At 48.0% G+C, this 17,990-nt stretch carries 15 protein-coding genes and 1 tRNA gene; 13 read left to right on the top strand and 3 right to left on the bottom strand.

The window, feature by feature from the left end:
* The 9 genes from fdnG to NTW12_12565 form a co-directional block, all read left to right on the top strand.
* The coding region (gene fdnG / locus NTW12_12605; GenBank protein MCX5847174.1) for a formate dehydrogenase-N subunit alpha at positions 1-2,403 on the top strand (2,403 nt) is incomplete at its 5' end.
* Positions 2,396-3,190, top strand: coding sequence for a 4Fe-4S dicluster domain-containing protein (locus NTW12_12600; protein ID MCX5847173.1), 795 nt, complete (start codon positions 2,396-2,398; stop codon positions 3,188-3,190). The genes fdnG and NTW12_12600, both read left to right, overlap by 8 nt.
* Positions 3,191-3,192: 2 nt before the next feature.
* On the top strand, positions 3,193-3,849 hold the full coding sequence (locus tag NTW12_12595) for a formate dehydrogenase subunit gamma (GenBank protein MCX5847172.1): 657 nt from the start codon (positions 3,193-3,195) through the stop codon (positions 3,847-3,849).
* Between the two features lie 283 nt (positions 3,850-4,132).
* A complete protein-coding gene (locus NTW12_12590; GenBank protein MCX5847171.1) occupies positions 4,133-4,489 on the top strand; it encodes a LysR family transcriptional regulator in 357 nt (118 codons plus the stop codon).
* Positions 4,490-5,013: 524 nt separating this feature from the next.
* Positions 5,014-7,707: a formate dehydrogenase subunit alpha gene (gene fdhF, locus NTW12_12585; protein MCX5847170.1), complete on the top strand. Its 2,694-nt coding sequence runs from the start codon at positions 5,014-5,016 to the stop codon at positions 7,705-7,707.
* A gap of 43 nt (positions 7,708-7,750) precedes the next feature.
* Positions 7,751-8,839 carry an OFA family MFS transporter gene (locus tag NTW12_12580; GenBank protein MCX5847169.1) on the top strand — a complete coding sequence of 363 codons (1,089 nt, stop codon included), beginning with the start codon at positions 7,751-7,753 and terminating at the stop codon, positions 8,837-8,839.
* A 229-nt stretch (positions 8,840-9,068) separates the two neighbouring features.
* Positions 9,069-9,542 carry a ferritin family protein gene (locus NTW12_12575; protein ID MCX5847168.1) on the top strand — a complete coding sequence of 158 codons (474 nt, stop codon included), beginning with the start codon at positions 9,069-9,071 and terminating at the stop codon, positions 9,540-9,542.
* Positions 9,543-9,620: 78 nt separating this feature from the next.
* A complete protein-coding gene (locus tag NTW12_12570) occupies positions 9,621-10,235 on the top strand; it encodes a carbonic anhydrase (protein MCX5847167.1) in 615 nt (204 codons plus the stop codon).
* A gap of 8 nt (positions 10,236-10,243) precedes the next feature.
* A complete protein-coding gene (locus NTW12_12565) occupies positions 10,244-10,756 on the top strand; it encodes a hypothetical protein (GenBank protein MCX5847166.1) in 513 nt (170 codons plus the stop codon).
* Here NTW12_12565 and NTW12_12560 read toward each other — a convergent pair.
* Genes NTW12_12560 through NTW12_12550 form a run of 3 tightly spaced genes read right to left on the bottom strand, consistent with a single transcriptional unit; the run spans position 10,753 to position 14,115 of the window.
* A complete protein-coding gene (locus tag NTW12_12560) occupies positions 10,753-11,388 on the bottom strand; it encodes an MBL fold metallo-hydrolase (GenBank protein MCX5847165.1) in 636 nt (211 codons plus the stop codon). The genes NTW12_12565 and NTW12_12560 overlap by 4 nt on opposite strands.
* Before the next feature lie 55 nt (positions 11,389-11,443).
* Positions 11,444-11,914: a hypothetical protein gene (locus tag NTW12_12555; protein ID MCX5847164.1), complete on the bottom strand. Its 471-nt coding sequence runs from the start codon at positions 11,912-11,914 to the stop codon at positions 11,444-11,446.
* Between the two features lie 20 nt (positions 11,915-11,934).
* On the bottom strand, positions 11,935-14,115 hold the full coding sequence (locus NTW12_12550) for an N-acetylmuramoyl-L-alanine amidase (protein MCX5847163.1): 2,181 nt from the start codon (positions 14,113-14,115) through the stop codon (positions 11,935-11,937).
* Between the two features lie 307 nt (positions 14,116-14,422).
* On the opposite strand from NTW12_12550, the gene metF reads away from it, so the two are divergent.
* The 4 genes from metF to NTW12_12530 all read left to right on the top strand — a co-directional run bounded on the left by metF (position 14,423) and on the right by NTW12_12530 (position 17,938).
* The gene (metF, locus tag NTW12_12545; GenBank protein MCX5847162.1) at positions 14,423-15,292 is read left to right on the top strand and encodes a methylenetetrahydrofolate reductase [NAD(P)H]; all 870 of its coding nucleotides are present in this window, start codon (positions 14,423-14,425) and stop codon (positions 15,290-15,292) included.
* A gap of 124 nt (positions 15,293-15,416) precedes the next feature.
* A tRNA-Arg gene (locus NTW12_12540) sits at positions 15,417-15,493 on the top strand.
* A gap of 202 nt (positions 15,494-15,695) precedes the next feature.
* Positions 15,696-16,364, top strand: coding sequence for a hypothetical protein (locus NTW12_12535; GenBank protein MCX5847161.1), 669 nt, complete (start codon positions 15,696-15,698; stop codon positions 16,362-16,364).
* A 308-nt stretch (positions 16,365-16,672) separates the two neighbouring features.
* On the top strand, positions 16,673-17,938 hold the full coding sequence (locus tag NTW12_12530) for an acyl-CoA/acyl-ACP dehydrogenase (protein ID MCX5847160.1): 1,266 nt from the start codon (positions 16,673-16,675) through the stop codon (positions 17,936-17,938).
* Positions 17,939-17,990 lie beyond the last annotated feature (52 nt).

Genomic DNA, 17,990 nt, shown 5'->3' with positions numbered 1-17,990 from the left:
GGCGCGAAGGTGATCTGTGTGGACCCGAGGTTCACCCAGTCCGCTTCAAAGGCCCATGTGTATGCACCCATACGATCGGGGGCGGATATCGCCTTCCTTGGCGGTATGATCAAGTATATTATCGATAACAAACTGTATTTTGAAGAATATGTAAAACTTTACACTAATGCTTCGTTTCTGGTGAATCCCGCCTTAAAGCTTCCTGGAGACAACAACGGCGTATTCTCCGGGCTTGAAGGCAGTAAGTACAACAAGGACACCTGGTCCTACCAGACGGGCGGCGACGGGGTCATTAAGAAGGACCCAAGCCTTCAGGACTCCAACTGTGTGTTCCAGCTCTTGAAGAAACACTATTCCCGTTACACTCTTGATCTCGTATCAAAGATAAGCGGGGCACCCAAGGATAAGCTAGAAGAAGTATATAAAATATATGGGAGTACCGGCAAACCCGACAGGGCGGGCGTTGAGCTTTACGCCATGGGCTGGACCCAGCATACCGTCGGTGTTCAAAACATCCGGACCATGTGCATCATCCAGCTTCTCCTCGGCAATATGGGCATCGCCGGCGGCGGCATCGCAGCCATGCGCGGCGAGTCCAACGTCCAGGGATCCACGGACCATGGCCTTCTCTTTCATATCTGGCCGGGCTATCTCGGAACCCCCACGGCTTCCCTGACAACGCTGAAGGCTTTTAACGAAAAGCGGACACCCACCACAAAGGAGAAAAACAGCCTGAACTGGTGGAAAAATTTCCCGAAATATTCGGCAAGCTTTCTCCGGTCCATGTACGGGAAGAATGCCACCCCCGAAGAGGCCTATGATCTGTTACCCAAGCTCGATGATGGGATGAATGGTTCCTGGCTCGTGCTCTTCGACCAGATGTATAAAGGCAAATTTACCGGTTTCTTCGCCTGGGGCATGAACCCTGCGTGCAGCGGCGCCCATTCCAATAAGGTAAGACAGGCCTTGGGAAAAGTAGACTGGATGGTCAATGTCAACCTCTTCGACAATGAAACGGGCTCCTTCTGGAGAGGCCCCGGCATGGATCCTACCAAGATTAAGACAGAGGTCTTCATGCTTCCCTGTGCCTCTTCTATCGAAAAAGAAGGAAGCCTTGCCAACAGCAGTCGGCTTCAACAGTGGCGCTACAAGGCGGTCAATCCTCCGGGAATCGCCCTGCCCGACGGCGATATCATGAGTGAAATCCATTTCAAGGTTCGGGAACTCTATGAAAAGGAAGGTGGCCCCCATAAGGAAGCCATCACGAAGCTGACATGGCCTTACGGCAAGAAAACGCCTTCCGGCCACTTCCATTATGATCCCCGTATAGTAGCCCAGGAGATCAACGGTTTCTTCCTTGAAGATAAGAAGGTGGAAGTTCCCAACAAGAAAGGGGAGTTCAAGGAATTCAAGAAGGGAGATCTTGTGCCCACCTTCGCCTGGCTCCAGGACGACGGATCAACCTCGTCGGGCTGCTGGGTCTATTGCGGCTCCGTGAGCGATAAGGGCATTCTCCCCATGCGGCGCGGGGTGAATGATCCTTCCGGCATTGGTCTCTATCCCGAATGGGCCTGGAGTTGGCCGGTCAACCGCCGGATCATCTACAACGGCGCCTCGGTCGATCTCAATGGTAAGCCTTGGGATCCCAAACGTCCCGTTATTACATGGACAGGTGAAAAATGGGTGGGCGATGTTCCTGATGGCGCCGGCGATCCAGGTTCAGGACGGCCTCCTTTCATCATGAAGCCGGACGGCGTGGCCAGCCTCTTTGGGCCGGGTCTGGCGGACGGTCCCTTCCCCGAGCATTACGAACCCCTCGAATGTCCCGTGGAAAAGAACCTTATGTCGCCGCAGAAGAATAATCCGGCAATCCGCCGCTTTGATAAACCCGGCGTCGGTTCCGACATGGATGTGTACTCCGGCGTTACGAGTTGCGATCCCCGTTTCCCGTTTATCTGCAGCACCTACCGGGTCAGCGAACACTGGCAGACCGGTGTATTGACGAGGTGGTGTCCGTGGCTGGCGGAGATGCAGCCGGGCATGTTTGTGGAGATGAGCGAGGAGCTTGCCAAAGAAAGGGGTTTTAAAAACGGTCAGAAGGTAATCGTGAAATCACCCCGTGGTGAGGTTGAGTGTACGGCCATTGTCACTCCGCGGTTCAAGCCTTTCAATATCGATGGCACCATCGTTCATGAAGTGGGTATTCCCTGGCACTTCGGCTGGATTACCCAGGCACGGCCGAAAAAGACCTATAGCAAGATTGACAAAAAGCCTGAAGTATTTACGTATGGCGATGCAGCCAACCTGCTCACCCCGACGATCGGCGATGCCAATACAGGAATACCAGAGAGCAAGGCCTTCATGGTCAATGTCGTGAAGAAGGGGGTGAAGAAAAATGGCTGAGAAAATTAAACTATTCGATATATCGAAATGTACCGGTTGCCGCGGTTGCCAGCTGGCCTGCAAGCAGTGGAATCAGTTGGAGGCGAAGCAGACGAGGCACAGGGGAACCTATCAGAATCCACCTGATCTCCAGGCGAATACCTACCTGCTGATGAGATTCCAGGAGATGTCGGATGGCAAGGGTGGCGTGAAGTGGTTCTTCCGGCATAGTGCCTGTATGCACTGTACCGATGCGGCCTGCGTGAAGGTGTGCCCGTCGGGAGCTCTTTACTATACAGACATGAAAACTGTCGGTGTAAACCATAGTAAGTGTATAGCCTGTAAGGAATGCATAGCGGCCTGTCCCTTTGATATACCGAGATACGACGATAAAACAGATAGAATCTATAAGTGCGATATGTGTGAAAGCAGGCTTTCGAACAATCTGGGTCCTGCCTGCGTGAAAGCCTGTCCCACGGGGGCGCTCCAGTGGGGAGACAAGGATGTTCTGTTGAAGGCTGCCTATAAGCGGGCGAAAGATCTTGGAGAAGGCGCCTATGTGTACGGCGACAAATATGTAAATGGCACACATCTGGTCTATGTACTTCAGGAAAAGGCGAGCGTGTATTCTGCCCTTCCTACTAAACCTTCAGTACCGCTTTCCATCGTATTGTGGAAAGACGTACTGAAACCGCTCAGTCTACTTGCGGCAGGCGGCGTACTGGCGGGATCGTTCCTGCATTATATCATCCATGGGCCTAAAACCCCTGATGAAGATACTGCAACGAAGAAGGAAGGGGGTGAATAATCATGAAGAAAGGATTAATTCAGGCTACCGATTGGTATGAGAGACTGGTTCACTGGATGCTGGCGATTTCGTGTCTCGTCCTGTGCTTCACGGGTCTGGGGATGATGTTTAAGTCATTTGTCTTTATCGCGAACATCATGGGCGGTTTAGTCGTTACGAAATATGTGCACAACTTCACGGGGCTTTTCTTCGGTCTTGCCCTTTTGCTTGCCCTGAAAATGTGGTGGCATGAGGCGGGGGTGTTTTCCATGCCCGAGGATCTGGAGTGGATGAAGACTGCCGGGGGCTATCTCTGGCATGTTGATGAGGTTCCCGCGGTAGGCAAATACAACCCCGGACAGAAGATGTTCTTCCTGGCCGTGGTCATCTTCGGTGTGATTATGGTCATCACGGGGCTTATCATGTGGTTTCCGTTGAGTTTTCCATCCTGGATGGTGCGATGGCTGTTTGTCCTCCATGCTTTGGGATTTGTGGTGATCTTTCCGTTCTTCTTGGTGCATCTCTATCTGGGCACCATAGGTTCCCCGGGATCACTGGATGCGATGACGACGGGCTGGGTCACAAAGGCCTGGCTGAAGAAGCAGCATCCCAAGTGGTTGAAAGAGATGGAAGAAGAAGGAACACTTGTTGTTTCCGGTGAGGAAAAGAAGGCGCACTGACGTTTGTTATATTGAGCATGAACCAGAAGAGCGCTGTTCATTTTGAGCAGCGCTCTTTTTTTCGTCTTCAAATAACAGGAAGTGTCGGGCGAGACGCCCAACCTACGCAATAGCAGGACAGGCGTCCCGCCTGTCTTCAGTTCTAGCGAATAGAGTTTATCTTAGGGTCTGTTACAGACCTTTAGATTCTCTTGATGATTCAGAATGAAGAAAGAATCGATCTGTGAAAAGAGTTTGACTATGTGGTCTATTCTCTGGCATAAAAAATAAAAAAGGATTGCACATGGAGATCAAATACAAAGTCTGGTTCGAAAAGGACGGAAAAGTCATCTTTGGAAGCGGGCGCAGGGAATTGCTCAGGGCAGTGGATACGTATAACAGCCTGCATGCGGCGGCCAAACACTTAAACATGTCCTACCGGGCAGCGTGGGGAAGACTCCGGGCCTCAGAAGCGAGGTTAGGCATGAAACTTGTTGAACCCCATCCATCGGGAAGAGCTCTCCATTTGACGGTAGAAGCAAGGGCGTTGCTAAAAAGGTTTGATGAATTGGACAGGGAAATAAGCGATCTTGTATGTAAGACCGCTCAGGAAATGGTGGTTATGGACAAAACGGAAGCCACACCTCCTTCCAATAAATAGGACGCTTAAGATATTTCCGATTTTCATGTCAAATGTTTTATAACGTTGGTTTTTAATCTCATTGACTTACCCCCTCACTTTAATCATCTCATACTCTTTAAATCCTGCATGCAAATAGGTATTTACATCATCTTTTCAGTCAGCATGTATGTTAATATTAACATAAGTTATTAATATTATTGCATAAATAGCTATTTTTTTCTTGACTGTCCGGCAAAAAAATTGTAGGCGTACCGCGTTTGACATATGTTAATTGCGATATAAATATTTAGACATTATCTCACAGTTGACAAATGTAAAACTCCAAGTTTTAGCATCGAGGGGTTTAGACGGGGGATGTCGGGATTCAAATGTTCACGCGCACTCCGCACGTTTTGTCCGGCGTCACTAGTATGCGACTGCCATGTAAAATATATGAGCTTGCTGTATCATATTTTCCGCAATAGCCATTATTACCGGTCAGAAAATTTCTCAAAGATATCCGTTGAGGATAAAGGTCAGAAATAATTATCAAGGAGGAAATCATGTCCAAAACTACACTTACTCTGGATGGAAAGATTGTCGAGTTCCAGCCGGGGCAATCCATTCTTGAGGTTGCCCAAGACAATGGAGTTGACATACCGACTCTTTGCCATCTGAAAGGGGTCCGGGCGACCGGATCATGCCGTATCTGCGTGGTGGAAGTCAAGGGAGCGCGGACGCTCATGGCTTCATGTTCCACACCGGCTGCCCCCGGAATGGAGATCAGCACGAATACGGAAATGATCCACAAGACCCGTAAGCTGATCACGGAACTTTTAGTATCCAGCGGCAATCATAACTGCCTGAACTGTGAATCTAACGGCGACTGCCGTCTTCAGGATCTGGTCTATCGGTATGGCATTACCGCGGCGCCGTTTCCGGCTCCTTCAGAGTTTTATCCGACAGAGACGGAAAATCCTTTCATCGTTAGGGATTTCAGCCGGTGTATTCTTTGTGGCCGCTGTGTTCAGGCCTGTAACGAAGTTGTCGTGAACAGGGCCATCGATCTTGGTTATCGTGGTTCAAAAAGTAAGGTGGTAACCGGCGGTGATACCGCTTACCACTTGAGCGATTGTGTTTTTTGCGGCCAGTGTTTGGAGGTTTGCCCCGTAGGCGCTTTAACCGCAAAGAAAGGAAAGTGGCTGGGACGTCCCTGGGAGATAAAAAAAGTTCGTACCACCTGCCCTTACTGCGGCGTGGGGTGTCAGCAGTGGCTCCACGTTAAGAATGGGCGTATTGCCAAGGTAACGGCTGTTGAAGACGCTATGCCCAACCAGGGGCGCCTGTGTGTAAAAGGCCGATTTGCATATGATTTTATCTATTCGGAGGATAGGCTCAAGACCCCCCTGATTAAAGAGAACGGCAATTTCCGGGAAGCCTCCTGGGACGAGGCCCTGGACCTGGTGGCTACAAAGTTCAAGGAGGTCATCGCAAAACATGGTCCGGACGCCATCGCCGGGGTCAGTTGCGCCCGCAGCATTAACGAAGATTCTTACCAGATGCAAAAACTCTTTCGCGCGGTGATCGGAACAAACAACATAGATCACTGCGCCCGTACCTGACACGCCCCTACCGTCGCCGGTCTGGCGATCACATTCGGTTCCGGGGCTATGACGAACTCCTTTACAGAATTTGCAAAAGCGAAAATGCTTCTGCTTATCGGTACGAATATGACGGAAGCCCATCCCGTCGCATCCACATATGTCAAGGATGCCGCGCTTGCGGGTGCTCAGATTATCGTCGTCGATCCGCGGCGCACGCCGCTTGTTGATTTTGCCGAGCGTCACATGCAAATCAAGGTAGGATCAGACATTGCCTTCCTCAATGGCGTCATGAATGTCCTCATCAATGAAAACCTCTATGATAAAAAGTTCGTTGAAGAAAGTTGCGAAGGGTTTGATGAACTGAAAAAGAAGGTCATGGAATACCCGCCCGAAAAGGCGGCTGAGATATCTGGCGTCAGCGCGGATGCCATTCGGGACCTGGCCCGGAAACTGGCGTCGGTGAAACCCGCCATGCTTATCTACACCCTCGGCATTACGGAACATACCTGCGGTAAGAACAACGTCATGTCCTGCGCCAACCTGCAGATGCTTTTGGGCAATATGGGCGTCGAGTGCGGCGGCGTCAATCCGCTGCGGGGCCAGAACAATGTTCAGGGGGCCTGCGACATGGGCGCTTTGCCCGTTGTCTTCCCGGGCTACCAGTCGGTGGGCGATGAAAAGATCCGCGCCAAGTTCGAAGCGGCCTGGGGCGTGAAGAATCTGCCCGCGAAACCCGGTTTGATGATTCCCCAGATGATAGATGGTCTGCTTGATGGTAAAGTCAAGGCGTTTTATATCTTCGGTGAAAATCTGGCCAACACGGAACCGGACATTAAACATATTGAGCACTGCCTTGAGTCGGCGGAATTTATTGTCAGCAATGATATTTTCCCGACGGAGACGACGCGTTTTGCCCATGTGGTCTTTCCAGCCGCCGCCTGGTGCGAGGACGAAGGGACTTTCTCGAGCAGCGAAAGACGGGTGAACCGGGTTCGCAAAGTCAGTGAACCGCCCGGTCAGGCAAAACCCAACTGGTGGATATTTAAAGAAATTGCAAAGCGGATGGGCCATGAGTGGTCGTCCAACAGCGGCAAGGAGATCTGGGACAACGAGGTTTCCGTTCTTGCCCCCGCTCTTGCCGGCATAAAATATTCCCGCCTGGAAAAAGACGGAATTCAATGGCCTGCGCCGACGGAAGAGCATCCCGGCACGCCCATCCTGCATATGCATGGTCGCTTTACGAGGGGCAAGGGGAAGCTGGTTCCTGTCGAATGGATTCCGCCTGCAGAAGTGCCCGATAATGAGTATCCTTTCGTTCTCAGTACGGGACGCAGGCTCTACCAGTATCACACGCGGACGCAGACGGGTCGCTGTCCGGGGATAAACGATCTCCTTCCTGAAGAGACGGCCGATATTTCTCCTGAAGATGCGCAAGTGATGGGGATCGACAACGGCGAAAAGATACGGGTGAAGTCACGGCGTGGTGAGGTTGTAGTGAAGGCCAAGGTTACGCAGCAGGTGCCAAAGGGATTGGTCTGGATGGCCTTCCATTTCCGCGAGGGTTGCGCAAACTGGCTGACCAATCCGGCATTTGATCCAGACACACTGACAGCGGAATACAAGGCCTGTGCCGTAAAAATCGAAAAGTTGTGAAAAGTTACCGGCTTTCTATAAATTTATGGAGGAATTTTGATTTATGAGTAGCGAAAATTTAGAAAGTAAGAGATGGTTGATTGCTATTGCTGCAATCGTCATGCAGCTCTGTCTGGGCACGGTGTATGCTTGGTCAGTCTTTAAGAAACCCTTCATGACCGCCCATGGATGGGGAGAAACGGAAACCCAGGTGACGTTCATGATCTGCATCGGCATGATCGGTATCGCCGCCGCCTTCGGCGGAACCCTGGTGGACAAAAAAGGTCCCAAGTTTGTAGCCACCATCGGTGGTATTCTGTTCGGTATCGGGACGCTTCTTGCCGGCTTTGCCGATCAGATCGGAAGCATCTGGCTTCTGTATCTTGGTTTCGGTTTTATCGCCGGTCTTGGCAACGGTTTCGGCTACATTACCCCCATTGCCACCCTGATCCGGTGGTTCCCCGACAAGAGGGGCTTGTTCAAGAATCCGCCCAAAGGCTGGCTCCCGGCAGGTTTTACTCCTAAAGCGACAGGCGTCTCGGCAGCGCAATCATTTACCTTCGATGAAGCCGTGAAGACTCCTCAGTGGTGGATGCTCTGGACAATGCTCTTCCTGAACGTTTCCGCCGGACTCGGACTGATCTCACAGCTCTCCCCCATGGCCCAGGATGTCATCAAGAAAAGCGATCCTTTGCTCACGGGAGCGGCGCTCGCCCTGGCAGGAGGATCGATCCTTGCCTACGCATCCATCTTTAATGGTCTGGGACGTCTCTTATGGGCATGGACATCCGATGCCATTGGGAGAAAGAACGTGTTTATCATCATGTTTATCACCCAGGCCGTTCTTTATGTCCTGCTGCCCCAGATAGACAATCAGTTGATCTTCACCGTCGTCGCGTGCTATCTTCTGGCCTGTTACGGCGGCGGCTTTGCTACCATGCCGGCATTTGCCGCAGACTCCTTCGGACCCGGCTACATCGGCAAGGTCTATGGGATCATGCTGACCGCGTGGGGTGCTGCGGGTATTGTCGGGCCGCTGGTATTCGCTCAGATTAAGGGAATTGCTGTGTATGTTGCCGCAGCGCTTCTGATTGCCGGTTTCCTTATTGCGCTCAGCTACAAGAGACCTCAACCCAAAGTAGCAAAGGCATAAACAATTAATCTCTCAATGCAGGGCGGATTTTCTCTCTTCCAAAAACAGGAAGGGAAAATCCGCCCTATCTCCTGCAAATGCGAGGGATATGTTCTCACATGTTTCAAGCAGAAGTTATCCTCACGAGTCCCCTTTTCACAAAGGGGGATTTTGCCAAGGGGTGATAAACGATAATCCCCTACCCTCTTTTATAAATAGGGGAAATTTATTAAAAAATTGTACGGGAGGAATGAAGAAAATGCAAAATACGCTTAGCTCTGTGCTGAATATGGCCATTGACAAGGAACAAGAGGCATATGACTTTTATATGAACCTCTACGATCTGGTGGAAGACAAGGAGGCGAAGAGCACCCTGAAGTATATCGCCCAGGAAGAAGCCAAACACAAGGAATTTCTGACAACCTGCCAGGAAGGCCGCTTCTGTTCCGAAGTATTGAAGATGGAAGCACCCGTCGATTACAAAATCATTGAACACATCGAGAAACCCGATATTAAAAAGAACATAAAAAGTTCGGAAGTCTACCTCATTGCCGCCAACAGGGAACTCAACTCATATAATTTTTACAAAAGCCTGGCAGACAGCTATCCCGCGGGTGATGTAAAAGAGCTTTTGACCAAAATGGCGAGCGAAGAGTTAAAACATAAGGAAAAGATGGAGTATCTTTACACCAATACGGCTTTTCCGCAAACCGCAGGCGGTTGATCGATTTTTTGAAACTTTAATGAAAAGAGAGACTACCGTTACTGTGTGCTCGATTCTTTCAAAATGTGAGGTAATGGCGTGATAGAAAAAAATGTATCGGCTGATTTTAGTGCAAAGGTATCGGAGCCGCTCATCGATCCTACCACCTATATTCACCCCTTAGCTGCTGTCATCGGAAACGTCATCCTGGGTAAAAATATCATGGTTTCCCCTATGGCATCAATCCGGGGCGATGAGGGGCAGCCGCTGTATATCGGTGATAATTCGAACGTTCAGGACGGTGTTGTCATCCACGCCCTTGAGACAGAAATTGATGGAAAGCCTGTTGAGAAAAACCTGCGTGAAGTCTCCGGCAAAAAATACGCTGTTTATGTGGGAAACCGCGTCTCTCTTGCTCATCAGGTGCAGATTCACGGACCGGCTGTAGTCATGGATGATACCTTTGTCGGTATGCAAGCTCTGGTATTCAGGTCAGTTGTTGGGAAAGGATGTGTTCTCGAGCCGGGAGTTATCCTCATGGGCGTATCTGTACCCGACGGCCGCTACGTGCCTGCCGGTTCTGTCATCAGGACTCAAGAGCAGGCTAATCAGCTTCCCGAAATTACGGATGATTACCCGATGAAAAACCTGAACAAAGGGGTCGTCCACGTCAATACCTCCCTTGCCAAAGGATATTTAGCTGCGAAGAAGTAAATTGAGCAATGGCAGAGATAAAGAGCACGCTGGATATTATCATGGAAAGGACGAAAAACCTGACCATGACGGAGCAAGAAAGGAAAACCTTCCAACGGAAAGAATGGGAAGGTAAAGCCAAGGGGTGGGTGCAAAAGCATCAGGACGGGATAATCGACACTGACACACTAAAGTCGAGCTTCGTTACCGAAGTAAGAAACTATCCAGAGCTCCGGCAGATTCTCAAAGCAGAACTGCTGGAGCACATCAAGCTTTCTGGGGACAACAGAAAAATATTTCAACTCTTTGAGGAACTCCTCGAAATCAATGCAAAAACCTTTGAGGCTATGATACTCTCGTTTAAAAGCGAGATGGACACTCAGCGGATCAAAAGAGTGAGAAGTCTTAAAGAAAAACTCAGAAAAAGAAAAATATGCGGATCTTCATTAGTTCCCAATCCAGATCATGACGGAACCTGGAAAATATATATACAGAAATCAGAATCAGATTTCAGGGAACAGTTAAATGCTTCTTACGGTTAATTGAACCCGTAGTTTCCGATAGTTCGGAAATTATTCTGAACCGCTTTTGTTCCCACCACAATATCCCCATGTCCGGTTAGAAGGTATTCAATATCCATTGCTGCAATTCTCTTGATACTCTCTTTCAGACTGCCACTGTCTCCTCCCGGCAAATCGGTACGGCCTATCCCCTGATTAAATACTAAATCACCGGTAAACAGGGCCTTCTTCTCGGGCCAGTAGAGACAGATGGATCCGGGAGAGTGTCCCGGAGTTACGATAACCTGAAAACGCTGATCACCAATTTCCAAATCCCCCTCATTAAGGAAAAAATACGGCTCCGGGATTTCGATCTGCCGGCCGGCAAGTTCGTTGATAAAACGATGCTCTTCGGCGTTCATGGCAAACATCGTCGATTTATCGAGCTTTTGCACTGCTTCCATGTGATCGGGATGAGCGTGTGTTACGATAGCCACATCAACCCGATCCATAGGGATATTCATCGCAGTCAAATTTTGCTGCACATGACCAAATAGATGTTGATGGCCTGGATCTATGAGGATTTTCATCTCGCCATCAATGAGATAGGTATTGCAGTTATTCTGTGTATGATCATGCCATAGGAAGGCATGGAGACTATCAAATACTTTCATGAAATAATCACATTCTATGAAATTGACTTTCTCAATCGACGTGAACTACTCCCGGTCAGAATTCAATGCCCAGATTAACCTGTGGTTCAAATATCTTGCCGATCGATTCAATTGATTCCCTGTTCGTTGGGGCGAGAAGTGTGGCAGGCAAAGATTTGATCGAATTCAATTTGTCACTTCCATCCCCCGATGTTTTTTTTACATCCCTCTGTATTTGCTCAACAATAGTATTAGTAAAAGATATTCTAACGTTACGAAACTTGATAACATTCCACGAGCTATCATCTTTTCTGACCGTAGTATCACGTTCAATGTTCATGGCGCTTCCCATTTTGTTAATTTCTTCACGTGAAAATAATATTGTATCCGCTCCACCGCCAACGACATGCAATCCAAATTCTGATTTTATTTTAAATGGTTCCCATTCAGTCATTATACCCGCGGTGTGACCATTTGCCGCGCTTACAAATAGTAAAAGCAATATTGACATAAGCCAAGAATATTTCGAATTATATATCCTCTCCAAATCAGTCCCCCCCCTCCAGGTTATAACGATGGATTTGAAGGAAGTTTCAGTTTCTGGTTGACTAAGAGTACATCAGCGCGTTTCATTTGATTTAACCTTCGCAACTCACTGATGCTCGTCTTACATCTTCTGGCGATCTTATCGAGTGTATCGCCCTCTTTGACCCTGTATGTGTACGTTTTCGACTCAACGACGACAGTTTTTTTCACTTCCCCTTCGCCAGCGTGCGTATGCAATTTTAACTTTCGGCCAAAATAGAGAGGGTCTTTCTTTTTCATGTTGTTCAGTTTCAGCAGAGCGCTGATCGTTGTATTGTGCCTTTGTGCTATTTTATCGAGGGTATCGCCTTTTTTGACATTATAGAGAGTAACCGCACGTTCAGGTGAGGAAGATAGAGATTCCAAGCGAGCAGCTTGTGTTTTAACATCCTTTTCCCTTTTCTTCTCTGTAACAGCCTTTTCCGGTACCGATACTTTCACCATACGGCCAAAATAGAGAGGGTCCTTCATCTTCATGTTGTTCAGCTTCAGCAGGGCGTTGATCGTTGTATTGTGCCTTCTTGCTATTTTATCGAGGGTATCGCCTTTCTTGACATTATAGAGAGTAACCGCAGGCGCCGGCGAAGAAGATGAAAATTCCACGCGTGGAGCTTGTTTCTTAACTTCCTTTTCCCTTTTTTCCTCCACAACAGCCTTTTTCGGTACCGATACTTTCACCATACGGCCAAAATAGAGAGGGTCCTTCATCTTCATGTTGTTCAGCTTCAGCAGGGCGTTGATCGTTGTATTGTGCCTTCTTGCTATTTTATCGAGGGTATCGCCTTTCTTGACCTTATAGAGAGTAACCGCAGGTGCCGGCGAAGAAGATGAAGGTTCCTCACGAGGAGCTTGTGTCTTAACATCCTCTTCCTTTTTTTCCTCCACAACAGCCTTTTTCGGTACTGGTTTAACTACTGTATGTGCGGTGCTCGGAATCTTTGATTTGTCTGATTCATCCTGTGTTTCGGGGGGTGTTTGTTTATCTTCAATTTTTGTTAACACAATCTTCGGGGGTATTGACGGTTGTTTCATAGGCTGTTCAGTGAGAAATTCCGTAATAGCTGAAGCTATAGCCTTCGCGACTTCCTTTTGAAATTGATCGCTCCGCAAGAGCTTTTCTTCTGTTGGATTTGAAATATAGGCCGTCTCCACGAGCAACGATGGAACCTCAGGGAGTTTCAGTACGATAAAAGGCGCTTCCTGCACCTGTCTATATTTTATATGATTCACTCTACCAAGTTTTCTTAGGACACTGCTGCCAAAGATTTTTGATGAGTTTATGGTATTTGTCTGGAACATATTCAGGATGATCGGATCCGACTCATCACTATTCTCGCCGTTGGAAGAACCTCCGATAATATCAGCCAGATTTTCATTCCTTGCCAAAAGCTTACCAGCCTCACTGCTTGCCCCTCTGAGTGACAGGCAGTACACAGAACTGCCTCTGGCTTTTCTCCGTTTAAAGGCGTCCGCATGGATGCTCAGAAACAGATCAGCACCATATTCTCGCGCAATTTTCATTCGTTTTTTAAACGGCACATAATAATCCCCATTTCTCGTTAGGAAGGCACGGTAGCCTTCCTTTTTATTTAAAATATCCTTTAACTTTCTGCTAATTTCCAGAACGACTTTCTTTTCCTGTGTCCTCAGTTTCCCTACTGCCCCTGGATCTTCCCCTCCATGACCAGGATCAATGACGATTATCTTGTTCTTCCGTAAAACCTTAACCTCTTCTCTTTCTTTGCTCTCGAGTTTCTTCACGTCAGGGAATTCTATATCAATCACAATGCGTTCAGGTTTATCCTGTATTTTTTTTATGTTAAACACCTTCGTTTCAACATTTTTATCAATTGACAATTCAACTCTGACCGTCCCCTGGGGAAGAGGAATTACCATTATTTTGTCAATCCCTGGCTTCTTTAATATAAGTTCGTGCGGCAAGTCTTCGGGTACGTCGGTGTTTTTAAAATCGATTGATACTTTTTTATCGGCTTTTTCAATTGTATACGGGATATCATCACTCGCATCGATAACGACTCTTGTGTGATCCGGTGCGGCCCAGTGCCGTATATTGAGGATTTTGTTCTCGGCAAAGATATGGACTGGACAAAGAAACAAAATCAAAAAGGTAAATAAAAGTGTAACTTTCTGTATTCGCGTCATATTCTCAAATCTTTCAAAATTTTGGCCAATCTATCAGATTTATTGCATGATTACAATACAGATATGAAACAATTAAAATCTGCGTTTTATGTCATTTCAACTCTCTGGCTGTCATTTCGACCAACGGGAAAAATCTTCGTTATGGCTCACTATTTACTAATAGTTCTCTCTCCCCCTGCGCGTTTCTCAGGGCCTCGGTCCACCAAAACGACCATTTGTGTGTTTTCATAAGTCTCATAGAGAAAAAATGTTGACAATATCGACTCTAAATGACATTTTCCAAAACAATAATTCCAGGATTTATACTATGAAAATCAAAGATATGTTTAATCGGAAGAAATTCTCTCTTTCTTTTGAGGTTTTCCCGCCCAAGAGGGAAGGAAATCTTGAAAATTTATATACTACGATCAAAGAACTGGGCGAATTAAAACCTGATTTCATTTCCGTAACCTATGGAGCCGGAGGAAGTACGAGAGAGAAAACCATAGAAATCTCTTCCAGGGTCAAGAACGAATTTAATATGGAGGTTCTGGCTCATTTAACATGCGTACAATCCACGAAAAAAGACATTGCGGGTATACTCAACGCATTCAAAGAAATAAATGTTGAAAATGTTCTTGCCTTAAGGGGCGATCCACCGGAAGGAGCGGAGAAATTTCTGAGGACAGCGGGCGGCTTTGGGTATGCCAATGAACTGGTCGAATTTGTCAGCATGCATAATGATTTCTCGATAGGCGTTGCCGGTTATCCCGAAGGTCATATCGAGGCGCCAAGTCTACAGGTCGATATGATCAATCTGAAGCGCAAGGTAGATGCGGGCGCTCATTTTATCATTACACAACTGTTTTACAATAATGACTATTTTTATAGATATCGGGATACTATTATTTCTATGAAAATCTTGCTACCTGTCATTCCGGGAATATTTCCGATAACAAATCACAATCAGATTAAGCGCATCATTTCACTTTCCGGTGTCACGATACCATCCGTACTGGGAGATAAGTTGGAAAAATTTAAGGATAAGCCGGAGGAAATCGAAAAATACGGCATAGAATACGCAGTCAAACAGGCGGAAGACCTTGTTAAAAATGAGGCGCAAGGACTCCATATCTATTGCATGAACAGAAGCCAAACAGCTAAACAAATAACGACTGTGCTGTCGCTACCAAAATAGGAGAATCAGTATCACGCTAAAAGGTATTGAGTATTTACGCAATACAGTGTATGTAGCACCTCCTGACACTGACAGGAGTCAGCTCCATTTGGAAAGCATTTAAAACATTTACAGCAGTTATTACGGGCGATTAGCTCAGTTGGATAGAGCGCTGGTCTCCGGAACCAGAGGCCGTGGGTTCAAGTCCCGCATCGCCCGCCATTGATTTCTATCGTTACCATATTCACTTGCTCCCTTTCAAAGAATGAACTACCCCACCGCAAGCAGCGGGGTATCAAGTTTGATATTTGCTAATACATTCGCCGCAAGCGGCGGGGAATTCAACCCGAAGAGATTAAAAAAATAAATGGTGTATCAGTTTCTTCCTGTTTCTTCAGTTGACGAATATTGAAAGGGGTATATTATGATTCGAAGAATTATATTAATTGTGTTCCTATTTGTTCTATCGACAATCAGCGGGTGTGCGTGGCAACAAATTCCTGTTGCTCCCCAGTATCAGTCAACCGACAGCATCCCAATACGTGTTGGTGTTGAGTTGTCCGGTGACCCTGTCTCGAAGAATTATGGACCGCCGGTTATTCAGCGATTGAAAGATTGGCACGTCTTCAATGAAATGGTTTTCCCGTACCGAAAAGGTGATTCCGTTGACGCTGTTTTACGTATAACAGTGAAAGGGGAGTGGAAGGAAGGGGCTAATTTTTTAAAGGGTTTTATTGTAGGATTATCTTTATATACACTTAGTCCCGTTGTTGGCCCGTCGATAACCGGGACACATGATATTAACTTGATCTTATTTCAGAAGGAACGTGAACTTGCCAAGTATCAGTCCCATGCCGAAACGTCAGTTGAACGGGGTGTATTAGCCGATACAGGAGAAGTCTTTCGCAAGGCCGATTTTGTTCAAACAAGCACGCTGGCGAACGGCCTGGCGAAGAAAATGAGGGACGACTGGAATAGAATATCAAAGTTCTTCTCCTCAACCCCAGCTATAAACGCAGCACCACATGCCATCTCTAAAATTCAGATTGTCGAGAAAAATTCTCCGCAAAAGGCAGAGAAGTTGCGACAGTAAAAGAAGCTGACCGCTGATCAGATACATCCGAACGCTGCTTCTTTAGACAAGCTCACCTCCACGATTGGGAACTTAACAGAATCATATCTTCCTGAAGTTCACTCACCGGTTCCGCCGCAAAATATGAATGATAACAAGTGGTAATACCAACTTTGTAACCACTTATTTTTCTTGACACACAACCTCTTGCGGAATGGCATATCGCTGAGGAGATCGTGGAATATTGACTTATTCCTATACTTGACCCGCAAAAAAGGGAATTCTTATCAAACAAAAAAATTTCACCATATGGAAAGGAATCAGGAATCATGCTGCAGGATGTGTTTTTAGACAATGAGGAAGCGGCTCTGAAAGAGGAAGTGCGGAACTTTGTCAAAGCGGAGGTTTCTTCCGATCTCGTTAGGAAGATGGATCGCGACGAGATCACCTACCCGAGGGAATTCGTCAGGGCCCTGGGGAACCGTAACCTTCTTGGACTGAGATTCCCCGTGGCGTACGGCGGCCGAGGCCTTTCCTGGGCTGCGGAAATCGCGGCCCTGGAGGAAATCGGGGTTTTGGGAACGGCTTTGGGCTGCGCCTTCTCCATGCCGTCCATCGTTGGGCAGGCCCTTCACAGCTTCGGAACGGAAGCGCAGAAGGAGAAATTTCTTAAACCTCTTCTGAAGGGCGATCTCATATCCGCGGAAGCCCTGACCGAACCGAGGGGGGGATCGGATTTTTTCGGCGCTACGACCCGTGCGGAACTCAAGGATGATTATTTTATCGTCAAAGGTCAGAAGCGGTTTGTCGTGGCGGCGGACGGGGCGGATTTTTTCATCGTATACTGCAACACCAACCCGCAGGGAAAACCTCACGAACGGATCAGCCTGATGCTGATTGAGAAGGACCGTCCCGGCGTTGAGGTCAAATACCTCTACAAGCTCATGGGCACAAGGGGCGGTGGCACGGGCCGTCTGATTTTCCGGGATGTGAAGGTGCCCGCATCGAACCTGATCGGTGAAATCAACAAAGGCGCGGAAATTTTCAATACCATGATGGTTCCGGAGCGATTGACCTCGGCGGGCGGTTCCCTCGGCATGGCCCGCGCCGCCCTGGAGGTTGCTGTGCGATACTCCGACCGGAGAAAGGCCTTTGGCCAGAAAATCCGCAACTTTCAGGGAGTCAGCTTCAAGGTTGCCGATGCCATTACCCGGTTGGATGCTGCACGGGCATTGACTATTGCAGCCGGAAGGAGCGTCGACGCGGGGCTCCCCTCGGCACGGCGTCTGGTAAGCGAGGCAAAAAAATTTGCAACGGACGCGGCATGGGATATCTGCAATCTTGCCATGCAGATTGTCGGGGGTATCGGCTATACGAATGTGTACCCGCTGGAGCGCATGATCCGGGACACCCGGCTGATTCAAATATGGACGGGCACCAACGACATCATGAATCTCCTGATCCAGCACGAATACTACCGGGAAGTCCTCAAAGACCCGAACCCCGGACGCATGATCGAAGGAGACGCCGAAGAGGCGGGACAGGACGAAGAAAAGGTTTATGAGGATGACGAGATGTGGACAAAGGGCTGGTAGGGAAAAAGAGGGAGGCCTGCGGCTAATCCATAACGCCCATATCATCACCATC

The organism is Deltaproteobacteria bacterium (genome assembly GCA_026388545.1).
GTDB lineage: Bacteria > Desulfobacterota > Syntrophia > Syntrophales > UBA2185 > JAPLJS01.
This window is presented reverse-complemented; position numbering and strand designations above follow the sequence as displayed.

What these genes read in the sequence shown, in the direction of transcription:
- NTW12_12550 (MCX5847163.1), bottom strand. Translation starts at nt 14,115, where the DNA reads ATGACGCGAATACAGAAAGTTACACTTTTATTTACCTTTTTGATTTTG.
- NTW12_12575 (MCX5847168.1), top strand. Translation starts at nt 9,069, where the DNA reads ATGAAGAAAATGCAAAATACGCTTAGCTCTGTGCTGAATATGGCCATT.
- NTW12_12580 (MCX5847169.1), top strand. Translation starts at nt 7,751, where the DNA reads ATGAGTAGCGAAAATTTAGAAAGTAAGAGATGGTTGATTGCTATTGCT.
- NTW12_12600 (MCX5847173.1), top strand. Translation starts at nt 2,396, where the DNA reads ATGGCTGAGAAAATTAAACTATTCGATATATCGAAATGTACCGGTTGC.
- NTW12_12590 (MCX5847171.1), top strand. Translation starts at nt 4,133, where the DNA reads ATGGAGATCAAATACAAAGTCTGGTTCGAAAAGGACGGAAAAGTCATC.
- metF (MCX5847162.1), top strand. Translation starts at nt 14,423, where the DNA reads ATGAAAATCAAAGATATGTTTAATCGGAAGAAATTCTCTCTTTCTTTT.
- NTW12_12595 (MCX5847172.1), top strand. Translation starts at nt 3,193, where the DNA reads ATGAAGAAAGGATTAATTCAGGCTACCGATTGGTATGAGAGACTGGTT.
- NTW12_12565 (MCX5847166.1), top strand. Translation starts at nt 10,244, where the DNA reads ATGGCAGAGATAAAGAGCACGCTGGATATTATCATGGAAAGGACGAAA.
- NTW12_12530 (MCX5847160.1), top strand. Translation starts at nt 16,673, where the DNA reads ATGCTGCAGGATGTGTTTTTAGACAATGAGGAAGCGGCTCTGAAAGAG.
- NTW12_12535 (MCX5847161.1), top strand. Translation starts at nt 15,696, where the DNA reads ATGATTCGAAGAATTATATTAATTGTGTTCCTATTTGTTCTATCGACA.
- NTW12_12560 (MCX5847165.1), bottom strand. Translation starts at nt 11,388, where the DNA reads ATGAAAGTATTTGATAGTCTCCATGCCTTCCTATGGCATGATCATACA.